Origin of the sequence: Shewanella septentrionalis, assembly GCF_025370265.1 — a bacterium.
In the GTDB taxonomy this organism is placed as follows: Bacteria; Pseudomonadota; Gammaproteobacteria; order Enterobacterales; family Shewanellaceae; genus Shewanella; species Shewanella hafniensis.
In genome coordinates this window covers 37925-63241 of the sequence record NZ_JAMTCC010000013.1, presented here as the reverse complement: position 1 = coordinate 63241, position 25317 = coordinate 37925, and the positions used below count along the sequence as shown (strand labels likewise).

Genomic DNA, 25317 nt, shown 5'->3' with positions numbered 1-25317 from the left:
TGCAGTTAACCCAGCACTTTAGCCGTAATAGCCAACAGCTTTTGAGGATCAAAGGGTTTTACCATCCACCCAGTTGCACCTGCCGCTTTTCCTTGCGCCTTCATGTCATCGCCCGCTTCCGTCGTGAGCATAATGATCGGAGTGCGCATAAATGCCGACATAGCACGTAAGGATTTAATTAAGGTCAGCCCATCCATTCGCGGCATATTCTGGTCAGTCAGAATAAAATCAAATCTTTGCCCGTTACAGATATCGAGGGCTTCACGACCATCCTTGGCCAGTACCACTTGGTAGCTAACCGATTTAAGAGTCGCTTCGACCATTTGTCGAATCGCTGCCGAATCATCAACCACTAATATTTTTTTACTCATGCGCTATTCCATTATGACTTTGGTTATATTTCCTGGCGGTACTAATTCGTAGGTCTTAGATAATGTTTTCACCAGTGATAGACCACGACCAGACAATTGAGGAATGTCTGCAATGATGTTTTCATCACCCGCAAAACCCTTCCCACTGTCACTCACACTTATATGTAACTCATCCTGCGCTGAACGCCAGATGATGCTCACTTTTACCCAATCATTTTCCGTGAGCCTATCTGCAAAACTGTCCCTAATACTATGGTACAGTTCGAAGCCTTCTGGATCATTTTTTAGTCGAGAATCTAATTTTAGTACACCATGATCAATGGCGTTGCTAAATAACTCTGCGACAACAGTAAAAACCCGTTGACAGAAATTAGTCGCAAATCCCAATATGCTGAGAAACTGATTCAATGAACTTAAATAATCAGCGCTGAGTAACATAGGCCCTGCAATACTGACATCCCAGCAGAACTCACCATCCATAATGGCTTTAATACGACTAACATCACGATCTTGATGCCAAGTGTTTAATCGTTCAAAATCTAAGGTACAAATAGTGATGTCATCGGCAATATTTTCAGCAGAACAGTACTCATGCATATTTTTCTCTAAATACTTTATTAAACCACCTGAAAAATGGATAAAAAGATCTTTTAATTTATCAATGCCAAATGGATTGCCTTCATGGGTATATTGCTCTATTAAACCATCACTAAAAAGGCAAGCATACCCATGGGATGGTAAATCAACCGTAACAATATCAGCTATAAAAGTATGCGGAGGTAAAATGCCAAGGGCCATATTTGTCGATTTAAATTTATCAATGGATTGATTACTGACTGAATTAGGATGGTCAATTTTTTTAATATTGTGGTTTGTTAAACAGTCAATCCCCCCCGTTTGAATATACACGGGGGGCATACCACCATTCCAAATGTGTAATTTATTACGATTAAAATCGGCTTCTAAAATAATACAGGCAACAAATCTGTCTTCAGGGTTTTCTCGGTGGAGCTTAGCATTCAGTTCATAAATAAACGTAACTAAAGAAAATCCCTTTGAAACCATGGCCCTAAATGTACTGGCAACACGCATGATGGGCATGGCTGCACTCAGGCCATGACCCGTTGAATCGGCGAGAATTAAGAAGAAATTGCCATTAGGCGCTATGCCATTGAGGATAATATCACCGCTAAAATTGGCACTGGCTTGGCAGTAAGTATGTACAAAATCAAAGTCAGTATTATCAATATTGACTAAGTGCTCAAATAAATGCCGGGCCATGTGTTCTTCTCTGGCCTTCTCATAAAGCATTTTTTCGAGTTCAATTCTTTGTTGTTCGACTTTATGTTGTAGTTGCACACGGCTAAGTAAGCATTCAACTTTATACCAAAATATTTCAACGTTGATCGGTTTAACGACAAAATCTAATACCCCCATACTAAAACACGCTAACACGTTTTGGCTTTCTTTAGTATCACTCATCACAATAACAGGCGTTTCTTGTTTTTCCTCGTTCAACTTATTCAGTAACGCTAGTGCAGTGCCATCTTTGAGCCAGTAGTTAATCAGGATTAAATCAACCGTATTTTGCGTTATTTCAAAAAATACCTCCTCGAGATCATTACAAACAATCACGTTGTAACCTTTACTATGAATAAAGTCACTGATCCTCTGACTCGCAATAGCATCATCATCGACAACTAATATAAAATGTTCCGGCTGAGTATGCGATACCATAAAAAGTGTTACTCTATAATGTATATTTTCTGCATATTGGCGATATTTAGGATTTCACTCGCCTGTCCATGTGCACCTTTGACAGATGTTGAAATATGTAACTCATGCGCCTTTCGATGCAGCAGTACCATCATGCCTAAAGCGGAACTATCCAAATAAAGCACTCGGCTAAAATCTAATATAATATGATTAACCTCTGGGAGGATTAAAATATCTTGGTAATCGCTGGTAAATTTCTTGTGGTAATAAAAGTCAAAGCGCTCTGGCAATGAAATCACTTTAATATTTGACATTATGCTATCCCTAATTAAAAGAGTTCAATTTCACCACAGGTAATTTGATCCCTTGAAACGGGATTATGAGTCTCCTGACGTCGGCGACTCATTTGTATTGTGATGTCATCCCCCTTAATGCCAAACTCCTGTTGCGACATGTTGGTGACGCGATTGAGCGATTCTTTTAAATGGTTTAGGGACTGATTTGTGTAAATCAGGCTTTGGGAAGTAATATCACTGAACTGCAATCCCCGAATAGTATCCGAGATGGCTTGTTCTAGTTCATGTGCCGATGAATCGATACGTTCAATCACTTGAGAATCCTTCTCTGCTTTAACGATAATCTGCCTTAGTGCAGTATCTATATCCTTTTTGGCATCAATAATATAAGTCATATCTTGAGCGGCGACTTTACTTACGTGTACGGTTAATTGTTCAATCTGAATTTGAATTGATTTAAGCTGTTTTTGTATGCTTTCACTAAAACCTGCGCTACGAGTGGATAAAGCGCGCACTTCATCTGCCACAACGGCAAAGCCTCTACCCGCATCACCCGCCCGCGCCGCTTCAATTGCCGCATTTAAGGCGAGTAAATTGGTCTGGGAAGAGATTTGATCTATATCCTGTAAGGCTTTCATTGCTTGGGGCATGGCCTCGTAGATAAGATTCACTTTTTCCAACAACTCCATGGTCGATGCTGACATATCTACTGTGGTTTGAATAAAGCGCTCTAACGTCATCGAGGTATTATTGGCAAATTGCTTCATTTGATCTGAATGGAATAACTCAGCATCATCAGTACTCTTAACGAGATCTGAAATAAATCCTGTCTGCTCCGTCATTAACCGCCCTAAACCATCGAATGACTCACCGAGCAAATTGACTGCGTCACCTTGCACCGCTAGCACACTGTCAATATTAGCCTCGCAGCCGTTAAGCGTCGTGATTGACTCTTGGTACAGACTGATATGGGCTTGCCAATCTGCGGCAAGTTGGTTATTGAAGGACTTATCATCATGCTGTTGAACTGACTGCATTTGCTGGTGCTGATAAAATTGCCACAGCAACATCATCAATACAGAAATAACCGGACCAATAGCCCACAATGTTATCAAACTCAGCGCATATCCAACGCCTGCCGCGAGCACCGCAACGACCCCATCCTTGTATGTCATATGGACTTCACAATAATTGTACAGTGATTAAAAAGTAGTTTCATATTGGGTGATTTTCAAACACGAAAGTGAAATTATTCACATTGTTACGTGTCGCAATGCGGAAAATGCAGTTATCGCGATATAAATCCTCAGCATTGAGCGCTAATTCTCAGTAAATCGCCGTAAATTCATGATTTGCTAATAAACTTGTCTTAATGGAACCCGAAACTTAACTGTGCAGTCCTCATACCCTGGGTTACACTGGAAGCGTCATGGATTGGGATGGAATCGCTTATGAGTCAACGTACATTAAACTCCTTATTTAAACCGACTTCCGTTGCCATTATCGGCGCTTCGAATACCGAAAAACGCGCGGGTAATGTGCTGATGAAAAACCTACTATCGAGTGGTTTTTCTGGGCCTATCATGCCAGTCACCCCTAAGTATCGGGCAGTGATGGGCGTGCTCGCCTATCCCAATATTGAAGCCTTACCCATCAAACCCGATTTAGCGGTTATTTGTACCCGCGCTTGCCGTGTGCCCGCCATCGTTGAAACCCTTGCGCAATTTGGCTGTAAGGTGGCCATTATTATGGCAGCGGGAATGGCACAGGAATTTAACGAAGATGGCGTGAGCCTGCTCGACCTTGCCATGCAAAATGCTAAGCGTTACGGGATGCGCATTCTGGGGCCAAATAGCTTAGGAATGCTATTACCCCCATTGGGATTAAACGCCAGCTTAGCCCACGCCAGCGCCCTACCGGGCAAAATAGCCTTTGTGTCTCAATCGGCTGCTATTTGTACAACGGTACTCGATTGGGCCAATAACAAAGGTATTGGCTTTTCCTCCTTTATCTCCCTCGGTGATGCCACCGACATTAACTTTGACGAACTGCTCGATTTCCTTGGCCGCGATAGCCGCACCAGCGCCATCATGCTTTATATCGACTCGGTGAATGAGAAGCGCCATTTCCTCTCGGCCGCTCGAGCCGCTTCACGCAATAAACCAATTCTAGTGATTAAATCGGGCCGCAGCGCCGAAGGTGCCCGCGCCGCAAAATTGCATACGGGCGGTGTTGGCGGTAACGATGCAGTGTATGAAGCGGCGTTTCGCCGTGCAGGTATGTTGCGGGTTAACGATTTAATTGAACTGTTTGCCGCGGTTGAAAGTTTAGCGCATTCCAATCCGCTGCAAGGTGAGCGCTTAGGGATTATCAGTAACGGTGGCGGCCCCGCGGTGTTAGCTGTGGATGAACTCATTATGCGCGGCGGTAAACTGGCGGAGTTATCAGAAGATACCATAGCCAAATTAGAAGCTGTGTTACCGAATACTTGGTCAAGGCAAAATCCCATCGATATTATTGGTGATGCGAACGCGTCACGATATGCTAAAGCCTTGACTATCTTGATGGATTCCAATGAACTTGACGCTATTTTGGTCTTGCACTCCCCTTCAGCACTCGGTGAAAGTGTTGAGATAGCTGATGCTTTGGTGAGTGTGATCCACGCGCATCCCAAAAAGAATCGTCTCAATATTTTGACGAACTGGAGCGGTGAAGACTCTGCTTATCAGGCACGAAAACGCTTCACTAAGGGCGGTATATCTACCTACCGTACACCCGAAGGTGCTGTGGGTGCCTTTATGCACATGGTTGAATACCGTCGTAACCAAAAACTGCTGCAAGAAGTGCCGCAATCGATCCCCGACAATATTCCGACAGATAGCCTCACGGCGCGCAAATTACTGCAAGCGGCTCAAGCGAAAGGAAAATCAGTACTCGAAACCCACGAGGCCAGCCCTATTTTGCGGGCTTATGGGCTTAACACCATAGACACTTGGTTTGTGAAAGATGCCGATGAAGCGGTGGCCATTGCGAATGAAGCGGGCTATCCCTTAGCGTTAAAAGTGCAGTCTCCGAATATCTTGCATAAGTCCGATGTGCACGGAGTGATGCTCAATTTAACCTCGGCTGAAGATATCCGCCACGCCGCGAATGCGATTACCCAGAGGGTGCATCAGGCCAATCCTGAAGCCATTATCGAAGGCATGATAGTGCAAAAAATGGCATTGACCGCTGGCGCTCAGGAAATCCGCGTGGCCGTGATAAGCGATCCCGTCTTTGGTCCAGCGATTTGTTTGGGTGAAGGTGGCTCTGAATGGGATCCAACTAATGACGCCGCCGTTGCCCTGCCACCACTGAATATGGCACTGGCGCGTTACATGGTGATCCAAGCGTTAAAGACGCATAAGTTGAAGGACAGGCATTTACCGCTCGGTTTAGACATGAATGCCCTGTGCGTGATGCTAACGCAAATATCCCACATCATTATCGATTGCCCCGAAATCGCCTCTTTGGATTTAAACCCGGTATTAGCCGCGGGTGAAAACATTACGCTGCTCGATGTGAATACCCGTTTGCACGATGCCAATGCCGACAGTTCATCACGGATGGCCATCATGCCGTATCCGAAGGAATTAGAAGAAGTTGCCGAGCTTAAAAATGGCCTTAAGGTAATGCTAAGGCCGATTCTGCCCGAAGATGAACCCAAGCATTTGGCTTTTGATAATTCGCTCTCCGATGAAGACAGATACAAACGCTATTTCGGGGTGCGCTCTAAAATGACCCATGAAGAAATGGCGGTATTAACCCAAATCGATTACGCCCGTGAGATGGCTTTTATCGCCACGGCCAAAGGCCCAGATGGCGATGACATCACCTTAGGTGCCGTGCGTGCGTCTATCGACCCCGACAATACTGAGGCCGAATTTGCCATGGCTGTGCGCGGCGATCATCAAGGTATAGGTTTAGGTAAATTGTTGCTCGAAAAACTGATTAAGTATTATCAAGCCAATGATACGCCCGTGCTCACCGGCTTTACCATGTTCGAGAATCGCAATATGGCTAGCCTTGCCAAGAGTCTTGGTTTTAAGGTGACCTTCGATATGGAGGAGCATTTGATCAAAATGCATATGGATTTAAAGTCGCCCACTGATAAATAGCCTTATCCTGACTAACAAAAACGCCGCAATGATTTGCGGCGTTTTGTTATCATATCTGCTGGAATCCACAGTACAACCACAAAGTTCAATTTTTATGCAACTGACTCTTATCGATTAATCACTTAAAATGTCAGATGCTTGAGAAGTGTATAGGTAATGAGCCAAGGCTGTGCACCGTTGGCTGAATAAACGCAGCAAAATAAAGCTGTTTATGGTGACTGAACCAGCAAAACTCAGCCGAAAATCACCTATCTATTTATACCCTATCTATTTTATCCCCTGACGCAGTTACGGCCTTCGGACTTGGCTTGATACAGGGCCTTATCGGCGCGACTAAATAGAGTTTCGGCATCGTCGCCTTGCTGCAATGAAGCAAGGCCAATCGAAACAGTAATGGCACCAAGGGAAAGTTTTTTGTCTTTTCCTATGGTTAAGCGGCGCTCAGAGATACGTTCCCGTAGATTTTCAGCCACTTGTAATGCATCGTGAAAATGAGTGTTAGGCAACACCACCACAAACTCTTCGCCGCCATAGCGCGCCACAAAGTCATCCCCTCGCACACATTGTTTTAAGGCTAATGCGACATAGGCTAACACTTTATCGCCGGTTAAATGGCCATAAGTGTCGTTAAAGGCTTTAAAGTTATCGATATCGATCAGTAAAAGGCTGCAACGGGTTTGATGATCTTGGGAAAGGTAGATTTGATCTTGAATACTCAGTTCATAGGCACGGCGATTGTGCAGCGAGGTTAATTGGTCAGTCATCGCTGCCAGGCTCAGGTTTTCCATTTCCGATTTAAGATTTTGCACTTCTTGGCCCATGGTGCACAGGCTTTGCTCCATCTCACGGTTGTTGATGAGCAGCATCTGCATTTCATCGACTACACCATCAACCAGCTCGTTTAAGGTATTAATGTCGGGATTCGTCTGTAGACGTAGACCAAACTCGGCTAATGAACCTGAAAACGCCGCGGTGCCTTGACTCAACTGGCTGATTTTACTTAACAAACTATTGATCAGGATTTGCGTTTCAATCTGCACATTTTCAATCACTTCGGGTGACTGTTCTTGAATGAAGTTCTTATACAGGCTGGTATTGACCTCCTTAGTAAAAGAGACCGAATTAGCCAGAAAGCCATCAATCGCACGATTTAAATCGAGATTTGTCCCTGCAAAATATTCATACCAAACAGTGTAGTTTTCAGGTGTAACGGGGATATCGAGGGCAGACATTTGCGGTACGGCCAAACGCAAAATTTGCGCGGCAGAATCAAGCTCTTTATTTTCTGCAGTAGAAGGCATAAATCGCGAACCATAGACTTGTTATGTTTTTGTATGCATTAAGTTAACTCAAGTGCTTCGATTTGGATATGGGAGAAATCAATTATTATGATAGGGAGCAAAAGAAAAGAGGATGTTGCCATCCTCTTTGAAGTTCGAACTTGGATCGACTAAGACAAACTAACTAGGTATCACTCAATAACTTGTGGTCAGTAGATCATACTTAGTCACAAGATAACATTGAGTCGCACGATAATGTTAGCGACTCAATATTGATGCGTTAATGGGTTGATTAACCTCGGCAACTGGCAAAGATATCTAACTTAGGCTGATATACCTCGGTCTTGACATTCATTAGGCCTAAAAGACTGTCGAATAAATTGTCGTGGGAGAAACCGCCCTTCGCCGCGTGCTCAGCTAAACAAGCCATATCTAAGTGGTTATCTTTACTGAAATCTTCAGATACCCAAGCAAGCATAGGAATACTCGTCTGTTCGATTGGCGCAATGCTATAAGGTGCGCCATGTAAATACATGCCCTTCTCACCTAAAGACTCGCCGTGGTCGCTGAGATACAACATGGCTGGATCAAATTTATCTTGCTGATTTTGTAACTTCTTCACTACTTCGCTGATGATGTAGTCAGTATACAAAATGGTGTTGTCGTAGGTGTTCATCAGCTCATCTGGGCTACAGTTTTGGATATCGCTGCGCTGACAATCCGGTGTGAACTTACGGTGCTCCGGTGGATAACGTAAGAAATACGTCGGTCCATGGCTACCAATCACATGCAACACAATCACAGTATCTTTGCGTTCTGCAGTGGCCAAGGTTTCATCTAATTTGTTGAGTAACACTTGGTCGAAACAATATTGGCCAGTACACAACTCAGGATCGCTGTTCAAATCAATTGTAATGTTTTCAACTTGATCGCACACGCCTTTACAACCAGAGTCATTGTCAAACCATTGCACTTTAATTCCGCCATGGTTCAACACATCTACCGCAGTATCTTGGGCATAGGCGCGGCGTGAATCGTAATCATCCCGTCCCATGCGCGAGAACATGCAAGGAAGAGAAACCGCCGTTGCCGTGCCACATGAACTGGTATCTTTAAAGACAATCAAGCCTTGATCTTGGGTATGGGCGTTGGTTGGCTTGTCATAACCATAATACTGATAACTCATAGACCGCGCGGTTTCACCGACCACAAGAACTAATAAGTTAGGTTTACCATTAGGGTTGGCACTGACATTTTTGGCATCGAGACCCAGTGGCTGATATTCAATCGGCGTTTGCAAATAATGCACATTAATGTACTTAGACGCAGCGCCAATAAAGTACGTCGGCACAATATAACGTTTTGGCTCATCGTTGTTGCGGCCAAAGGCGGCGTAATCTTGGAAATAGAAGAAAGCAATAATGCCGAGTCCCGCCAACATCGCCACCATAAACAACACTTTATGTAGTAACTCTTTGAAAAAAGGCTGGTACTGAATATCGGCCTTATAAATAAGGTACGCAGGTAAAATCCCTGTCAGTAACATATTCATTATCGAAGCAAAATTCACATACATCAGCGCTTCGGCATGATTGGTTTGAAAGGTGTTTTCTATCATGCCGTAATCAAACACGACATTGTATTGATAGGCGGCGAAGAACACACTTGATGACAACAAGGTGAGTATGATGAAAAACGGCTTAACGAGGTACTTCACCGTAAATAAGGAAAACACAAAACTGAGGGCAAAGGCTAAAAACAACGGCATAGTAGCGATGAAGATTGGATCGACATCCGGTTGTTTTTCGATGCCTTTTTTAATGATGCCAAATAGTGGGATATTGAAAATACAAACGTAAAATAACGCTGTGATAAAAGTGAATCGATTCACCGATAGAGTCTTAAATCTTGCTAGCACTGATAGCTCTCACTCAAATTAGTTGTTTGTCGAGACTAACTTAATATTCTTAAGGTAATCTTAGGCTGTAACAGTCAAATTTTTTGCCATAGTAGCAAGCTCTTGGTAATGGCTCAAATTATCTGTGGTTAATGCTCACATTTTAAAAACAAAGTTAAAAAAACGGCCGAACCTCAATGAGTTCGACCGTTTTTTGCTCCCCAACCTATTAGGGCCTTGCTCGGTTTTATCACCAACGAATTAACAATTCATGTTAACCCTGCGGTGATTATCGTAACTGCTGTAATAAGTAGGCAAACGCCATTGAATTAAGTTCCGCAGCTTGATTATTATCTGCAGCGCCGGCGTGGCCACCTTCGATATTTTCGTAGTACAACACATCAATCCCCATGTCTTTCATCTTAGCGACCATCTTACGGGCGTGACCTGGGTGAACCCTGTCGTCACGGGTAGAAGTGGTGAAAAAGACCTTTGGATAATGCACGTCTTTATGCAGGTTATGATAAGGCGAGTAGGTTTTAATATACGCCCATTCTTCTGGAATATCAGGGTTACCGTATTCGCCCATCCAGCTGGCACCCGCTAGCAACTTATTGAATCTAAACATATCAAGTAAAGGTACTTGGCACACGACAGCATTATAAAGATCTGGTCTGCGGGTAAATGCCGCGCCCATTAACAGGCCGCCGTTGCTGCCGCCTTGGATGCCTAAATGTTTGCTTGAGGTGATTTTACGGGCAATCAAATCTTCAGCGATTGCCTCAAAATCCTCATAGGCTTTATGTCGATTTTGCTTTAACGCCGCTTGATGCCAAGCAGGACCGTATTCGCCACCGCCACGAATGTTGGATAACACATAAACGCCGCCCTGCTCTAACCAATTCTTACCAATGGTGGCCGAATAAGATGGACGCAACGACACTTCAAACCCGCCGTAGCCGTAAAGTAGCGTGGGATTAGTGCCATCTAACTTAAGATCCTTAGCCATCACCACAAAATAAGGCACTTTAGTGCCATCTTTAGACGTCGCAAAGTATTGCTCGGTTTTAAACTTGTCCGCCGCAAACTGTTGCGGCATACCTTTAATTTTCTGCGGATTTAGGGTTTTAGCATTCACAGTGTAGAGAGTTGAAGGTTCAAGAAAACTGGTGTAATTCACAAAGAAATCATCACTGTCTTGCTCAACATCCATTACAGTCAAGGCGCCATTCGCTTCGAATGGGACTTGGGTACTTTGCCAAGCGCCCTTTTCGTCTTGCTCATAACGCACTAATTTGCTTTTCACGTTATCGAGCCAATTAACGAAAATTGCACTCTTACTAAAACTGAGCTGCGCTATCGATGCGGTTTGAGTCGGGCTTACAAATAAACTGAACTTGGCTTTTTGAGCGATAAGATCCGCCACATCGGCATACACGACCGCGCCTTGCTTAAAGTTACCGTCTTGATTGGTTAAATCACTCTTTAACTCAATGAATAACTTACCTTTGAAATAACCTTTAATCTCAGCATCTTGCGGTAAAGGCAATCCAATAAGTTTACCGTCTTGGTACACATATTGGCTGGCGGTATAAAAAGTATGCGCTTCGGTGACTAAACTCAGCGGCGTTTTATCATCAAATAACACCCAGCCAGAAACTGCAACTGAAGCCTTATCGCCAGTAAAAACAGGCTTAGCTTGCTCGAGTGGCGTGCCGCGTTGCCACAGTTTAACGCCCCGTGGATATCCAGAGTCCGTCATGCTTTGACCATCACCAAAATCTGTACCGACAAAGGCGTGATCTTTATCTATCCAGCTCAGACTCGATTTGGCTTCTTTTAAAAAGAATGGTTTATCTTTGGCAGCAACAAAGGATTTAGTGTTGAGATTAAATTCACGCACTTCCACCGCATCAGCACCGCCGCGAGACAATGAGACAAAACAGCGCTCATTTTCGGGATACTGACAGCTAATATCCTTAAATACCCAATTGACGGCTTCGGCTTTACCTAAGGCATCGATATCGAGCACGGTTTCCCATTTAGGATCGACCTTGGCATATTCTTCCATTGTGGTACGGCGGTAAATGCCGCGCACATGGGTATCATCCTTCCAAAAGTTATATAACTTGTCACCAATATGGGTGGCGTAGGGAATGCGTTCTTTATCGTTCAGGATGGCGAGACTGTTCGCCACTAAGGTATCAAAACCTTTAAAGGCTTTAATTTCGGCGGCAGATGCGGCATTTTGGGTTTTCACCCATTCCATTGGCTTAGCGCCTTCAACATCTTCCAACCAAATGTATTTATCTTCTTCTGCGTGAAGTTGACCGCTCATTCCGAGCACTCCTGCAATGCACCAAGGCAGTAATTTATTATTCATTCTATTCCTTTTAAACAGAGTCCATCTTGAGATCTGCCCTTACATTACCTTAATTGGTATCCAGTTCAACTATTAATCCAACAAGAATGTAACAAAAGGTAAGATATTGTAATGGCTGATGATTAATCTAGAATGAATCGCGTTTTTAAAGATGACGTGCTATAAAAAAGCGTCCGAGAAGGACGCTTTTTAGTGGATGAAATAGGGTAAATTAAAACTCGTTATTCATGCGTGACAGTAAATTAAGCAGCACGATTCGCTCTTCACTGCTCATTTTTGCGGTGAGATCTGTGGTGAGTTGTAGATGCAAAGCATCATGTTCGAGGAACAAGGCTTGCCCCTTATCGGTTAACTCCACCAGAATCGACCGGCGATCGGTTTCATGGGGACGACGCACAACCCACTGTGCCTCTACCATTTTATCGATTTGAACTGTTAATGTGCCGGTTGTGACGCCAATCTTATCCGCCAGTTCTTTCATCCGCATGGCGCCGTGCACGCCGAGTAACTCAATGGTGTGCACCTGCGATAGACTAAACCCTTTGTCGCGCACAATGGCGTGTTCCCATGACGACAGCTTTTCATAAAATTCAATAATCACATGATTTAATGCATGATCTGTTGAATGCGCGGCCGTTGAATGTCCAGCTGTTGATTGTGCAGCAGGCAAATGTGCCTCACTTGCATGCAGGTTTGATGAGGGATGATGTTCAACAGTCATTTAGGCTTCCTTAGCCATACACTCGCGCTGACGACAAGTATGGAGTTCAATGGTGATATGAGCCAATTCAGGAAATTGTGACAGTAACTGATTAAAATAACTGACATCTTTCGGTGAATGGGACACGATGGACACCATAATAGCATGGTGATCGGCGCTCACTCGCCAAAGATGTAAATCGGCCACTTGATGATCCGGTACGGCCTCAAGAGTTTCCACGACCTTACGCTGCAATGATGCTCTAACGCCGCCGTCCAGCAAAATAGGGCTGGTTTGCTGAATGAGTCCCCAAGACCAACGGCTGATAATCACAGCGCCGACAATCCCCATAATCGGGTCGAGCCAAGTTAGTCCCATGTATTTACCAAACAACAAAGCAGCGATGGCGAGCACTGACGTTAACGCATCGGCCAGTACGTGAAAATAGGCCGCACGTAGGTTGTGATCATGGCCACCGTGGGCCTTCTGGCTCTTGTGCTCATGCTCATGCTCATGCTCATGCTCATGCTCATGCTCTGCAGCATGTTGGTGATCCTGTTCATGTTGGCAATGGCTATGATCATGATGACTTTCATCGTGTGAATGTGCTGTATGGGCATGATCGTCATGGGGGTTTGCTTGGCTGTTATGATGCGCGTGAGCATGTTCGTCTTCATGATCATGGTCGTGACTATGATCATGTCCATGCCCGTGACTATGACCATGAGCGTGCCCATGGTCGTGGGTATGATGATCTTTAAGTAAAAACACACTCATTATATTGACGCTTAAACCAATAACGGCCACAAAAATAGCTTCGTTGAAATGAATTTGCTCGGGACTAATCAGTCGCATTCCCGATTCAATCAACATCACCAGTGCCACAAGTCCTAGCGCTATTGCGCTGGTATAACCGCCAAGCACACTCACTTTGCCAGTACCGAAAGCAAAAGCAGGATCGTTAGCGTGTTTACGGGCATAGGAATAGGCGAATAACGTGATCATAAAGGCCGCGGCATGGGTTACCATATGCCAACCGTCGGCGAGCAGTGCCATAGAACCGTAAATGGTTCCGGCAGCAATTTCAGCCACCATAGTGATGACAGTTAAATACAGTACATAACGCGTGTTCTTTTCGCCATCGCGGTTTTGGCTCGAAAACTCATGGGAGTGTTGCCACTGGGCGAGTGAGTGCCCTTGGCGGTGGGCAGTAGCTTGATGCTCTGTCACTTGCTCGGCTGTAGTTGATTTCATTGTGTTATTCCTACTCCTTGTCCATCGCTATCAATGATTAAAAAACGTGTTGCCTGAATTATAGTTTGATAATCAAAATATATGAAGTTCAAATTAACTATTTATCAAGATATACCGTTTTCAAACTTTTAAACGTGCATGTGGACCCCCATAATGCATCTGTACTCCTGCCATCAGTCGAGACGCCAGTATGTGAAGCAAGAAAGATAACTAGACTAGGCAAAATAGTTCAGGCAAGGTTTAATGAGTAATTGATTTACTTGTAAATAACTAACTCAGCAAAGAATTGAAATCGCCGTTAACGTATAAAATTAGTCTTTGGAGAGTGTCATAAATCCTTATTATTCAAATTGATAAAAATTTTTCGGGTTAAAAATAAATTTTTATTAAATAATTTAACCCTTTCTTGCTTCTGCTGCGTTTATAGGGGCAGAACATCGACAAATTTGTCGACAGCCATTCAGTTCGATTAGGAGAAACAAGATGAAATTTAAGACCTTATTTAGCGTTAGCGCCGTTTCCCTTGCATTTGCACTATTGTCATTTAATGCCACGGCAGTCAGTCCACCACACCCAACAGGGTTAAATGCACCTATGGTTAACATTCAACGTTTCGATAAAAATGATTACCGCGCACATGAAGCCACTAAGATGTTCCCTGCTCCAGCAGCTGGCATGGTGCAGCACATTTTGAGTTTGCCTAAGTTAGAAAACGAAGATGACTACATGATCGAAATCCAAATTGGCCAGACTCAAATGGTCGATTGCAATAAACATGGATTAAACGGGGAATTGAAGGAACTGACTGTACAAGGTTGGGGTTACAATTACTATCAAGTGGATGAGATAGCTGAAGGACCGAGTACTATGATGGCCTGTTTTGAACTGGCGAAAAAAGAGGCTTTTGTTCGTATTCCAGGTGAACTAAAAATGCGCTACGACAGCCGTTTACCTAAGGTATTTTATCTACCTGAAGGTGCTGAACTGCGTTTCAGAACGTGGAAAGTAGATTCAACCTATCAATATTCCAAGTAAGTAGCCTGACTTTAACGTTCGAATCATACATCAAATTCACTTCGCGTCTTTGCTGATTGATAGCAGCAAAGATGCGAAGCACATTGGCTAGAATCGTTTAATTCTAACAACTTGCATGATTTCTATCTCAAAGCCTGCCACCGTTTCTGTCTCTGGATAGTAAATGACATTAACCTTTTGGCCTTGTAGATTCTTATACTTTTTTACGCGTCTGAACTTAAACGGCACATCACAATTTTCAATCATAACAGTATGTTGCACCCATTCAGCCTTTTCCCTTTGCATATGGGAAACCACAGTTACACCTTCAGAGTGAACTAAATGTTCATGGGTGGCTAACATCTTTTTTACGGCCTTATTCATGTTCAACTCTTTTATCATCTAGTTGCGACAACAGTGACTCAACTTTCTGTTTAATTTCAGCATATCTCAATTTTTCACAGCGGCCGAAGCCACTTAACTTACGCACTTGGAACCGACTCACCAAGGGCACCGACATACCAGCGAGGCAACGACAATAGGTATCAAGTGACAAAGTCTCAATGCCCTTTGCCGTTAAATGATGTTTCAACTCTCGCAAATCAGCCAATATCTGCAGATCTGTCGGCCACGTCGGTTCGGTCGAATAACTCAACTTAGCAAAATGACCGCGGCAAACACTGCAATGACCGCATGCAACCGGTGTTGCATTATCATCAAAATATCGAGATAAATTGTGGCTTAAGCATTTATCAAGCTCAAAAAAACGCACTAACTGCGCTATTCGCGCAATTTCTTTCTGCTCTTTATCAATAAAATAATGGTACAGCTCATCGATGAGTTCGGGACGCGCTAATGCGGCAACATCCACCCGATAAACATCGGTAATTCGTTTAGTCTCTAATTCAATCAACTGATGTTCAGCTAAATATTCCAGCGCGGCTAACACGCGGCTGCGCTCATGACCCGTTGCACTGTACAAGGCATCAAAATCTAACGCGCCCCATATTTTCTTCATCTGAGTATGATTAAAAATCTGCATCAAAAACGCCTGCCGCTCGGGATTAAATCGGCTCAGAATGGCGTGTTTGTCGACCAAAAACTTGTAATTAACGTCAGCGTAGTAAGCGAATAACGGCTTAACCACACCTAAAATTTCTAGCTGCACAAGTAACGTTTTTAACGGTAACTGGCGAATATTACTCGCCGTCGACACGCCATTGAGCTGACATTCCCACTGACCGAAATCTTGTTCAAGTCGAATAGTCTCAATGACTTGTGCTATACCTTCTCGCTCCGGCGTATCGCCATACACAAAATTTTCAACGGTATTGAGCCCGTCAAGATTGGCCAAAGTGACACAATGGGATAACGCACCATCACGCCCTGCTCTGCCGATTTCTTGGCTGTAGTTTTCAATGGATTTAGGCAAATCGTAGTGGATCACAAAACGAATATTGCTCTTATCGATTCCCATGCCAAAAGCGATGGTTGCCACTACCACTTGCAGCTTATCCTGCATAAAATCATTTTGAATTTGTTGACGTTTTTCATCTTCAAATCCAGCATGATAGGCACTGGCGACTATACCTTGTTGGCTCAAAAGTCGTGCGACCGTTTCGGCGGTTTGCTGCAAAGTTACATACACAATGCCGGCACCTGAGAATGATGCAATCTGCTGAACCAGTAAGGTATTCTTCTCTTGCGTTGATACAGGCAGAACAGTCAAATCTAAATTGGGTCGATAAAATCCCGTTTGCACTATGTGTTCAGGCGCAATATCAAAGCGCTTGGCCATATCCAGTTTCACTTTACGTGTTGCTGTGGCCGTCAATAACAGTACCAATGGGATCTCAAGCTCACGCCGATAGTCGGGCAATTTAAGATAATCGGGCCGAAAATTATGGCCCCACTCTGAAATACAATGCGCCTCATCGACGACCAGCATTGACAGCGGAACCGATTGAATAAATTGCCGAAAACGTTCATTTTTGAAACGTTCAACCGACACCATCAAAATTTTCAACTTGCCAGAACGCGCATCTGTCATCACTTGCTGACTTTGCTCAGCACTTAAGGTTGAATCTATGCTAGCCGCATGAATTCCCTTAGATTGTAAAAATTCCAACTGGTCTTTCATCAAGGCGAGTAAAGGTGAAATCACTAAACTCAAATGGGGTAATTGCAATGCTGTAAATTGGTAACAAAGGGATTTACCAGAACCCGTGGGAAAAATAGCCAAACTCGACTTCCCCGCCAACAGTTGGGTTATCGTTTGCGCTTGGCCAGAACGAAATTCAGAAAACCCGAAATCCCGCTGCAACAAACTAATGTATGGATTAGTTTCTGGAATGGAATTAAACATCAACCGTCCTTTACACTCATCCTTACCACCCCAAAAATTGGGTATACCGCAAGAAAAAGATTCAGCATTAAGTGAGTCGACTAGTCTAGCAAATTTTGAGCTACTTTACGGAGTTAATTACCGACAACTGAGTTTTGACGCTGAGTTTATCAATTGGAATCAATGATGCCGCAGATGAAGAATGATGGTTAATGTATTGATTTTATGAGAAGTAAATAGCCATTTTTATAAAAAATTGAATGCGAAAATAAAAATGGCTTTAGATATTTGAGCTATGGCTAACGTATGCGCCGAGGCTAAAGCTGAGGTTAATCTCGGCAAAGCAAAGCCTTCAGTTTACGGTTTTCTCGCAAGGTATAAATTAATCAGCGAGGTGAGTTTATCCTGAAATCTTTCTTCAAAACTATCAATATCACGTCCGATAGAGACAAGATATTTAGTCGCTTGTTCGCGGGAAAGTAATTTATTGGCAACACTGTATTGCATCTCTTCCAAGGTTTTATCGTATCTTGGGATCAGCAACCAAGTGCCAACATCGACGTCGAAATGTTGCATCGCTTTCTGGGCCAAAGCACAAAAAGCCTCAATATGATCCACACCATCTGGTCCGAGACAGCCAGGTTCAATTCGGCACAGGACAGCAATTTTCCTTTCATTTGCAATGCTTACACTCATTTCTGATGCCCCATGTTACTTAATCCTAAACTAAAAATATCCCTTTAAACTTAACAGCAATTTTACGTGTCTGCACAGATAAGTCACGGCTAACTTGCTCATTTAAGCGATTATTAATCACGTATCTCGACGCCAATAATATTGTCAACAATGTCATCTGGATGCTGCAAATGGCTTTGTGAGATATCGGCATCATGCTCTGACAATAAGTTATCAATCGCCTGATCAAAACTGTCTAACTTTTGTGTCTCCATATAACGCTTTAATCTCTGAATAATATCCCTACTTACCTCTATATGGGATTTTTTCTGACGCTTTTTTATTTGAGATAGCTCTTTACGAACCATGCGCCAACCCAAATCAGTAAAATACTGATTGAGCATTTTATTTACCTTCATGAGCTCGTTGTCGAGTCGCTGTGCCTTTTTGCGTAATCGGACTAATTCATTTAATTGCGTCACCAACTCAGTATATAAAACCGTTTGTAACTCAGCGCCACAAAACCAATCTGGTTTAGATGCGACGGCTTCAGGATTGATAAGGCGATAAATTAAGGGTAAGGCAAAAATCAATTCTGCTTCCTCAAGCAATAATAATTTTCTGCCTGAGGTTGGTTTGTCTTGTTGATATATCCAAGCTTGCGGTTCCATAAATACGTTTCTTCAGTTAAGCATGCGTTCAATGCGGATAAAATAAATGGGAACTCATGCTAGTACAAATCGACAAGTATTAATATATGGTTCAACCATTTTATTGATTAATGATCGATTCCTTATGCTTCATTTTACCCTAGACTGAAATAGCTCAATGCATATCACCTCAATAACCAGATAAGCGGTTGTCGTTATTCGCTTAAATTTCACCCAACATACAAGCCTAGTTTAACGGCCTTCTATTCAAGAATGGCAAATAAAATGGTTACACCATTCTTTTAATCTGCACATCTGTGGCTAACCGAGTTCAAAACTATCTCATATACAAAGTATAAATTTCATACTAAATTTGGCTCTTATTATAACTCTGCTGAATTAATCACCATTGTTATAACGGGTTTATCTTGGCTATTTTTTAAACTAAACAATCCAACTTAATGATATTTAATTTCCCCTTCACTGATAAAAGAGGATTATTTAAACAAATAAGCACTCTACCAGTGATAATGACGATTATCACTGGTAGATATAGCCATGATTTGCGTATAATTATGCCTTCTTAATTCAATATCAGGTGACTTCAACGGCATGTCTAAAATCATCCGGACAAATACTAATGCTCAAAATAACGCCAATATATTGAATGAAAGAGCGACTGGCTCAGATCATCACCAGAATAACCGTGCTGAGCAGCCACGTTTTTTTGAAGAGTCTTTCCTACCACAATCGGTTCGAAGTGATTATTTAAGCGCCGCCGAAGAAACTGAATATGAAATTTCAGTGAACACTCGCCGTGTTTATAATACGAGCTTTAGTGTATTCAGTCGTTATTGTGCCGAGCACCAACTGCAGGCCCTGCCCGCAGATCCACGAAGCGTGATTTCATTTATTGGTCATCAAAAAGAATTGATCCAAGAAAGCACTGGCGTTCAACTTTCTAAGCAAACATTAACCACAAGATTAGCAGCAATTCGCTACCATCATATTCAAGCGGGATTCCACTCGCCTACCGAACATCCCCTGGTGATGAGAGTAATGCGCGGTTTGAGCAGAAATCAATCCCGCTATGTGAGTGATTATGATCAGCAACCCATTATGTATGATGAAGTGGAAATGTTGATCCAAGCTATCGATGAACAAGAGCAGCCATTAACCCGAGCGCGGGACAAAGCAATTATTCAGTTAGGACTGCAAGGTGGGTTTCGCCGCTCTGAACTCGCAGATATAAAAGTTCAGTATGTCAGTTTTCTGCGTAACAAATTAAAAGTACGTTTGCCCTATTCGAAGAGTAATCAGCAAGGCCAGCGTGAATGGAAAGACTTACCAGATCATGAACCTTTTGCAGCACTCGATGCAGTAAAAAATTGGTTATCACTAGCCAATATTGAAGACGGACATTTATTTAGATCGCTTTCCCGTGATGGAAAAAATTTACGGCCGTATCAAATGAAGGATCGACATTCCGGAGCGAGTTCATTATTGAATAAAAATAGTGGTTTCCTTACTGGCGATGATATTTATCGCATCATAAAAAAATATTGTACTAAAGCAGGATTGCCCGCCAGATTTTATGGTGCCCACAGTTTGCGTAGTGGTTGCGTAACACAACTCCATGAAAATAATAAAGATCATTTGTACATCATGGCCAGAACCGGACATACCGATCCGCGTTCACTTCGTCATTATTTAAAACCTAAAGATTAACACTTAACTGTTAAAGATTAAGTGTCAACATTATCGACTCATCGGAAAACTAACCGCATAAATATCGTTTTCTAAGCATATAAATAATTTAAACTTTTTTATTTTAAGAATATTAACCTGAGAAAATCCTATGAGTTGATAATGATTTCACTATCAACTCATATTTTATATTTATTTCAAGCTTCAAATTGGAGCAATAAGTCTAATTAATGTTATTTTAAGTTTTATGCCTTGTTATCTTAAAAAACACATCACGCCAGTTCTAACATTATTCAAACATATCGATTGGATAACTCTTTAAATTATTCCTGTAATATAAAATCAGCTTTATTGTCATATTGGTACTTTAGCCTTAGGCACGAAATTTAATTCATCGTACTAGCCGGAGTAAAACATGAGTAAGGCCACCTTTGATCCTACACTTTATAATAAAAGTAATAATGAACCCTTTAATCAAGTGTTGGATAAGCATTTATCTCGCCGTAATTTCGTAAAAAGTGGTCTAGGCCTCAGCGCTATGACTGCTTTTGCCAGTGTTGGCTTAACCGCTTGTGGTTCAGACAATGAAGCTATTCCTAAACCTGTCGATCCAGTCACGCCAGTGCCACCGACTAAAAGTAGTGCCAAGCTTAACTTTACATCGGTTGCGGGTTCTCGCTTAGATGCGGTTGTCGTGCCTGAAGGTTACACAGCGCAGGTGTTAGCACCTTGGGGCACGCCATTAAACGCAAAAGCGGCGCCATGGAAAAACGATGGTAGTAATACGGCCGATGACCAAGCCAACTCAGTGGGTATGCACCACGATGGCATGCATTTCTTCCCATTAAACGATGCGGGTGATGACGGCCTACTCTGCATTAACCACGAATACATTGACGAAGATGCCTTGCATCCTACGGGCCAGACATTTGACCCCACTTCTGGTCTTCGCACTGTGATCGATGAAGTGCGCAAAGAAATTAACGCCCATGGCGTGTCGGTTGTACGTATAAAACTGATGAATAATCAATGGGAAGTCGTCAGTAATGATGGTCATAACCGTCGATTCACTGGCGCGACTGTGATGGATATCAGCGGTCCTCTGGCCTACTCTTCGCTACTCGAAACCCGCTATTCTCCCGACGGCAGCCAAGCACGCGGCACCTTAAATAACTGTGGTAATGGCTACACGCCTTGGGGCACTTACCTGACCTGTGAAGAAAATTGGCCAGGCTATTTTGCCAATCGTGGCAGCTTAACCGCCGATCAGAGTCGCATCGGGATCAGTAAAACCAGTACACGTTATGGCTGGGACGATCTTGCGGGTCATGATGAAGAACGCCTCGATGAATTTGCCCGTTTTGATGTCACGCCAAAGGGCGCAAGTGCGCAGGATGACTACCGTAATGAAGCAAACGGCCACGGTTATATTGTCGAAATTGACCCGTACAATGCCACATCTCGCGCGGTAAAACGTACCGCCCTTGGTCGTTTCCGCCATGAGGGTTGTACCTTTGGTAAATTAACCGAAGGCAAGCCCGTGGTGTTCTATTCTGGCCACGATTCGCAATTCGAATACCTCTATAAATTTGTTTCAAATGCGGCCTGGGATGCAAAGGATGCTGACAGCAGCAACCGCCTTCAAACTGGCGATAAGTACATGAATGAAGGTACTTTATACGCGGCTAAATTCAATGAAAATGGTGGCGGTATTTGGTTGCCTTTGACGTTAGATAGCCAAACCACAGACGGCAAAACCTTAAGCGATAGCTTCGCAACTTTGGCCGACATTATTTTAAACACAGCGGGCGCAGCGGACCTAGTCGGCGCGACACCTATGGACCGACCTGAATGGTGCGCGGTCGATCCATTCACAGGTTCAGCTTATTTGACCCTGACCAACAACTCGAAACGTACCGAAGCGAATCCTGCCAACCCAAGATTGAAAAACTATTTCGGCCATATTATCCGTTGGGATGAAGGCGACAAAGCGACTGAATTTACATGGGATATTTTTGTTTTTGGCTCTCCCAGCGATGGCAATGCTGAGACCAACTTGTCAGGCTTAACCGATCTCAATCAATTTGCCAGCCCAGATGGTTTAGCCTTTGATAAACGCGGTATCTTGTGGGTTCAAACCGACAACGGCGCCAAGGAAGTTGCCGAAGAAACTAACGATCAAATGCTCGCAATAGTGCCTTCAACACTTGTAGATGGCCAAGAGAAACAAGTAGGCGTAACCGCCGATAATCAAATGGAATTAAAGCGTTTCTTTGTCGGCCCCAACGACTGTGAAGTGACAGGTTTTGCCATTAGCCCAGATTACACTTCGGTATTTGCTAACATTCAGCACCCAGGTAACTGGCCTTATTCGTCTAATGCCGCTGAACAAACACCAGCCGGAATCACATTACGGCCTCGCGCCGCCACTGTGGTTATTCGCAAATTAGATGGTAAAGAAGTCGCTGTATAAGTCGTTATCTGTGGATATATCGGCATTGGTCGAAGTGTAAATAAAACGTTATTGCCAAAAAATATATACGCTTATATAAACTCCCCTTACCTGAGGGGAGTTTTTTTATTTAAGATAATAGCGGACTTAAATGCTTTAAATACACATTCATTTAGAAGATGAATTAACGCTTGCCGTTATTGGCCTGTTCAAAAGCTAGTTCAAAGGCATCGGTAAAATCTGTGATTGGCAGAAGATCTTCGCGGCAACGACGATTACGACCCAGTAATGATGATTCGACAAACAAATCAAACCATGTACTTAAGGCTTTGCCATTAGCCGCTTCGCCAATCGCCCCTAAAGCTAATGATGCCACCTCGGCGGTGCCAAGTTGAAAGTCATGGCTGCCTTTACGCAATGCATAGGTTGCCAGCGTATCTGGGTCAAAGGAAAGCAGTGGCAAAGAATGCAAGTATGGACTCTTACGGAACATTTTAATCGCTTCACGCCAACTGCCATCGAGCATGATTAACAACGGCCGTTTGCCTTCGGCTAACATCGACATAGGTACCTGATTTAGTACCGTTTGTCCTTGCTCCGCATATTGGGCAGGAAACACTAAATAGGGTTGATATTGCGGCGAATTGAGTAAGGTAAGTAATGCCGCTTCAGGTTCAGTGCGCGACCAAATATAGGCGTGTGTATCTGGGATGAGATCCGCAATCAAGCGCCCACTGTTAGTTGGTTTTAGCACTTCATCGTTGTACATGATCAGCAGAAAACTCGCTTGAGTCTGTAACTGACGGCGCAGCGCGCAGGTACAGAACTGCTCACCTAAAAGACATAATGGACAGCGGATCAGTTTTTTACCACGGGCACCAAAGGGCTTAGTCGATAGAGACTTACGGTACTGATATAAATGGTGCACTGCATGTGGGGCTAAAGCCATAAAACCTATTCTCTTTCAAACTTATTAGGGATTGCAGCTAAGTTATTCAGCACTTTCCTCTCGCGGTGGCGCAGTTTATCCCTTGGCCGTAAAGGGCGCAACAGCTGTAATGCCAAACTCCATGTCACCACATCGCTTTTAACACAGGGTTAGCGAAGTTAACGCTTTAGTTACCTTCAAAGGGAAAATAATGCTAAATATCAGTAAGGACTTAACTTAATGGGGAATTACCGTAATATCGTGTGCAATCTCTACTCTATAAATGCAATTTCGATAAAAGGTCAATTATGCAACGACATACCCTGCTCGCTACCATGCCGTTATTAAGCGGTGTATTGCTCACTGCAACGCTTTTTTCTAATGTCACGACGGCCGAAACGCTTAATACCAAAGACATCCAGTCACTTGTTGATTCCGCAGTCAAACCTCTGATGGCCGAGTACGGTATTCCCGGTGCGGTGATTGGCATCACCATTGAGGGTAAACAGTATTTTTACCAATATGGCGTCAGTTCTAAAACCACAGGGCAAAGTGTGACTGAACATACTCTGTTCGAGATTGGCTCTATCAGTAAAACCTTTACCGCGACACTGGCGAACTATGCACAAATCGAAGGCAAATTATCACTCACGGATATGACTAGTGATTATGTTCCGGCATTAAAAGGCAGCCATTTTGACAAGATTAGTCTCATCAATCTAGCGACTCACACTGCGGGAGATCTGCCGATGCAAGTGCCCGACAAGGTCACGAATAACGCAGAATTAATGGATTATCTTAAGCATTGGCAACCGTCATTTGCCCCAGGGACGCACAGGAATTACGCCAATCCAAGCATTGGCCTGCTCGGCATGATTGCCGCACAGAGTTTAGATAAAACGTTTCAACAAGCTCTTGAGCAAACGCTATTTCCACAATTGGGTATGGCTAGCAGCTATATTCAGGTTCCGAGCAGCAAAATGGCTGATTATGCCCAAGGCTACAATAAACAAGACATGCCAGTGCGGGTCAATCCCGGTGTATTAGCCGATGAAGCCTATGGCGTTAAAACCACAGCCACGGATCTGCTGCATTTTGTGGAGGCCAATATTCAAATGCACCCGCTAGCTAAGCCACTGCAAACGGCACTCGATGAGACCCACACGGGATACTTTGATGTGGGCATGATGACCCAAGATATGATTTGGGAGCATTACTCCTATCCTATTGATCTTGATAAAATACTTATGGGCCACACTCAGGAAGTGGTGTTTGGCAGTACGCCAGTTAAACCCATAGTGCCGCCCCTCGCGCCGCAGCAAAATGTGTGGATTAATAAAACCGGCTCAACCGGCGGTTTTGCCGCTTATGCAGCATTTATTCCCGCGCAAAAGCTTGGCATAGTATTGTTAAGCAATAAAAATTATCCCGTTCCGCCACGGGTGACTGTGGGCTATCAGATTTTAACTGGCATAGAGAAATTACAAAAATAG

General features: G+C 43.5%; 19 protein-coding genes. 5 read left to right on the top strand and 14 right to left on the bottom strand.

The features are described from left to right. Nucleotides 1-5: 5 nt before the first annotated feature. The 4 genes from NE536_RS09370 to NE536_RS09355 are packed head-to-tail and all read right to left on the bottom strand — an operon-like array spanning nt 6 to nt 3558. On the bottom strand, nt 6-371 hold the full coding sequence (locus tag NE536_RS09370) for a response regulator (RefSeq protein WP_106650549.1): 366 nt from the start codon (nt 369-371) through the stop codon (nt 6-8). Between the two features lie 3 nt (nt 372-374). Continuing rightward, on the bottom strand, nt 375-2108 hold the full coding sequence (locus tag NE536_RS09365; protein ID WP_261272526.1) for a SpoIIE family protein phosphatase: 1734 nt from the start codon (nt 2106-2108) through the stop codon (nt 375-377). A gap of 8 nt (nt 2109-2116) precedes the next feature. After that, nucleotides 2117-2401 (bottom strand): STAS domain-containing protein, encoded by a 285-nt coding sequence (locus tag NE536_RS09360; RefSeq protein ID WP_006081690.1) that lies wholly within the window; start codon nt 2399-2401, stop codon nt 2117-2119. Nucleotides 2402-2415: 14 nt separating this feature from the next. Further along, nucleotides 2416-3558, bottom strand: coding sequence for a methyl-accepting chemotaxis protein (locus NE536_RS09355; protein ID WP_261272525.1), 1143 nt, complete (start codon nt 3556-3558; stop codon nt 2416-2418). A gap of 276 nt (nt 3559-3834) precedes the next feature. Between NE536_RS09355 and NE536_RS09350 the strand changes: the two genes are divergently transcribed. Then, a complete protein-coding gene (locus tag NE536_RS09350; RefSeq protein ID WP_261272524.1) occupies nt 3835-6540 on the top strand; it encodes an acetate--CoA ligase family protein in 2706 nt (901 codons plus the stop codon). A 272-nt stretch (nt 6541-6812) separates the two neighbouring features. Here NE536_RS09350 and NE536_RS09345 read toward each other — a convergent pair whose 3' ends face one another. From NE536_RS09345 to dmeF, 5 genes are all read right to left on the bottom strand, one after another. After that, complete coding sequence (locus tag NE536_RS09345; protein WP_063882908.1) at nt 6813-7841, bottom strand: GGDEF domain-containing protein; 1029 nt, start codon at nt 7839-7841, stop codon at nt 6813-6815. 271 nt (nt 7842-8112) lie between these two features. After that, on the bottom strand, nt 8113-9738 hold the full coding sequence (locus tag NE536_RS09340) for a phosphoethanolamine transferase (protein ID WP_261272523.1): 1626 nt from the start codon (nt 9736-9738) through the stop codon (nt 8113-8115). A 268-nt stretch (nt 9739-10006) separates the two neighbouring features. Then, complete coding sequence (locus NE536_RS09335; protein ID WP_259573751.1) at nt 10007-12100, bottom strand: prolyl oligopeptidase family serine peptidase; 2094 nt, start codon at nt 12098-12100, stop codon at nt 10007-10009. A gap of 211 nt (nt 12101-12311) precedes the next feature. After that, nucleotides 12312-12821, bottom strand: a complete 510-nt coding sequence (locus NE536_RS09330; protein ID WP_220776880.1) for a MarR family winged helix-turn-helix transcriptional regulator — start codon at nt 12819-12821, stop codon at nt 12312-12314. Continuing rightward, complete coding sequence (gene dmeF, locus NE536_RS09325; RefSeq protein ID WP_261272522.1) at nt 12822-14054, bottom strand: CDF family Co(II)/Ni(II) efflux transporter DmeF; 1233 nt, start codon at nt 14052-14054, stop codon at nt 12822-12824. Between the two features lie 483 nt (nt 14055-14537). Between dmeF and eco the strand changes: the two genes are divergently transcribed. Continuing rightward, complete coding sequence (gene eco, locus NE536_RS09320) at nt 14538-15089, top strand: serine protease inhibitor ecotin (RefSeq protein ID WP_261272521.1); 552 nt, start codon at nt 14538-14540, stop codon at nt 15087-15089. An 87-nt stretch (nt 15090-15176) separates the two neighbouring features. On the opposite strand, the gene NE536_RS09315 is transcribed toward eco, so the two are convergent. The 4 genes from NE536_RS09315 to NE536_RS09300 all read right to left on the bottom strand — a co-directional run bounded on the left by NE536_RS09315 (nt 15177) and on the right by NE536_RS09300 (nt 18758). Beyond that, a complete protein-coding gene (locus NE536_RS09315; RefSeq protein WP_106650557.1) occupies nt 15177-15452 on the bottom strand; it encodes a hypothetical protein in 276 nt (91 codons plus the stop codon). After that, the gene (locus tag NE536_RS09310; RefSeq protein WP_261272520.1) at nt 15445-17433 is read right to left on the bottom strand and encodes a RecQ family ATP-dependent DNA helicase; all 1989 of its coding nucleotides are present in this window, start codon (nt 17431-17433) and stop codon (nt 15445-15447) included. The genes NE536_RS09315 and NE536_RS09310 overlap by 8 nt, the downstream gene beginning before the upstream one ends. A gap of 336 nt (nt 17434-17769) precedes the next feature. After that, the gene (locus NE536_RS09305) at nt 17770-18108 is read right to left on the bottom strand and encodes a hypothetical protein (protein ID WP_220590293.1); all 339 of its coding nucleotides are present in this window, start codon (nt 18106-18108) and stop codon (nt 17770-17772) included. Nucleotides 18109-18221: 113 nt separating this feature from the next. Then, entirely contained in the window at nt 18222-18758 is a 537-nt protein-coding gene (locus NE536_RS09300; protein ID WP_261272519.1) for a hypothetical protein, read from the bottom strand. Between the two features lie 591 nt (nt 18759-19349). Between NE536_RS09300 and NE536_RS09295 the strand changes: the two genes are divergently transcribed. Then, a complete protein-coding gene (locus NE536_RS09295) occupies nt 19350-20465 on the top strand; it encodes a tyrosine-type recombinase/integrase (protein ID WP_261272518.1) in 1116 nt (371 codons plus the stop codon). A gap of 394 nt (nt 20466-20859) precedes the next feature. Further along, complete coding sequence (locus NE536_RS09290) at nt 20860-22917, top strand: PhoX family protein (protein ID WP_261272517.1); 2058 nt, start codon at nt 20860-20862, stop codon at nt 22915-22917. Between the two features lie 163 nt (nt 22918-23080). On the opposite strand, the gene NE536_RS09285 is transcribed toward NE536_RS09290, so the two are convergent. Then, nucleotides 23081-23845 (bottom strand): tRNA-uridine aminocarboxypropyltransferase, encoded by a 765-nt coding sequence (locus NE536_RS09285; protein ID WP_106650563.1) that lies wholly within the window; start codon nt 23843-23845, stop codon nt 23081-23083. 287 nt (nt 23846-24132) lie between these two features. Here NE536_RS09285 and ampC point away from each other — a divergent pair, with 287 nt between their 5' ends. Beyond that, nucleotides 24133-25317 carry a class C beta-lactamase gene (gene ampC, locus NE536_RS09280; protein WP_261272516.1) on the top strand — a complete coding sequence of 395 codons (1185 nt, stop codon included), beginning with the start codon at nt 24133-24135 and terminating at the stop codon, nt 25315-25317.

Coding starts and splice junctions, on each gene's coding strand:
- NE536_RS09360 (WP_006081690.1), bottom strand. CDS start 2,401: ATGTCAAATATTAAAGTGATTTCATTGCCAGAGCGCTTTGACTTTTAT.
- NE536_RS09345 (WP_063882908.1), bottom strand. CDS start 7,841: ATGCCTTCTACTGCAGAAAATAAAGAGCTTGATTCTGCCGCGCAAATT.
- NE536_RS09355 (WP_261272525.1), bottom strand. CDS start 3,558: ATGACATACAAGGATGGGGTCGTTGCGGTGCTCGCGGCAGGCGTTGGA.
- NE536_RS09370 (WP_106650549.1), bottom strand. CDS start 371: ATGAGTAAAAAAATATTAGTGGTTGATGATTCGGCAGCGATTCGACAA.
- NE536_RS09365 (WP_261272526.1), bottom strand. CDS start 2,108: ATGGTATCGCATACTCAGCCGGAACATTTTATATTAGTTGTCGATGAT.
- NE536_RS09350 (WP_261272524.1), top strand. CDS start 3,835: ATGAGTCAACGTACATTAAACTCCTTATTTAAACCGACTTCCGTTGCC.
- NE536_RS09310 (WP_261272520.1), bottom strand. CDS start 17,433: ATGTTTAATTCCATTCCAGAAACTAATCCATACATTAGTTTGTTGCAG.
- NE536_RS09290 (WP_261272517.1), top strand. CDS start 20,860: ATGAGTAAGGCCACCTTTGATCCTACACTTTATAATAAAAGTAATAAT.
- NE536_RS09295 (WP_261272518.1), top strand. CDS start 19,350: ATGTCTAAAATCATCCGGACAAATACTAATGCTCAAAATAACGCCAAT.
- NE536_RS09285 (WP_106650563.1), bottom strand. CDS start 23,845: ATGGCTTTAGCCCCACATGCAGTGCACCATTTATATCAGTACCGTAAG.
- NE536_RS09330 (WP_220776880.1), bottom strand. CDS start 12,821: ATGACTGTTGAACATCATCCCTCATCAAACCTGCATGCAAGTGAGGCA.
- NE536_RS09315 (WP_106650557.1), bottom strand. CDS start 15,452: ATGAATAAGGCCGTAAAAAAGATGTTAGCCACCCATGAACATTTAGTT.
- NE536_RS09305 (WP_220590293.1), bottom strand. CDS start 18,108: ATGAGTGTAAGCATTGCAAATGAAAGGAAAATTGCTGTCCTGTGCCGA.
- NE536_RS09300 (WP_261272519.1), bottom strand. CDS start 18,758: ATGGAACCGCAAGCTTGGATATATCAACAAGACAAACCAACCTCAGGC.
- NE536_RS09335 (WP_259573751.1), bottom strand. CDS start 12,100: ATGAATAATAAATTACTGCCTTGGTGCATTGCAGGAGTGCTCGGAATG.
- ampC (WP_261272516.1), top strand. CDS start 24,133: ATGCAACGACATACCCTGCTCGCTACCATGCCGTTATTAAGCGGTGTA.
- dmeF (WP_261272522.1), bottom strand. CDS start 14,054: ATGAAATCAACTACAGCCGAGCAAGTGACAGAGCATCAAGCTACTGCC.
- eco (WP_261272521.1), top strand. CDS start 14,538: ATGAAATTTAAGACCTTATTTAGCGTTAGCGCCGTTTCCCTTGCATTT.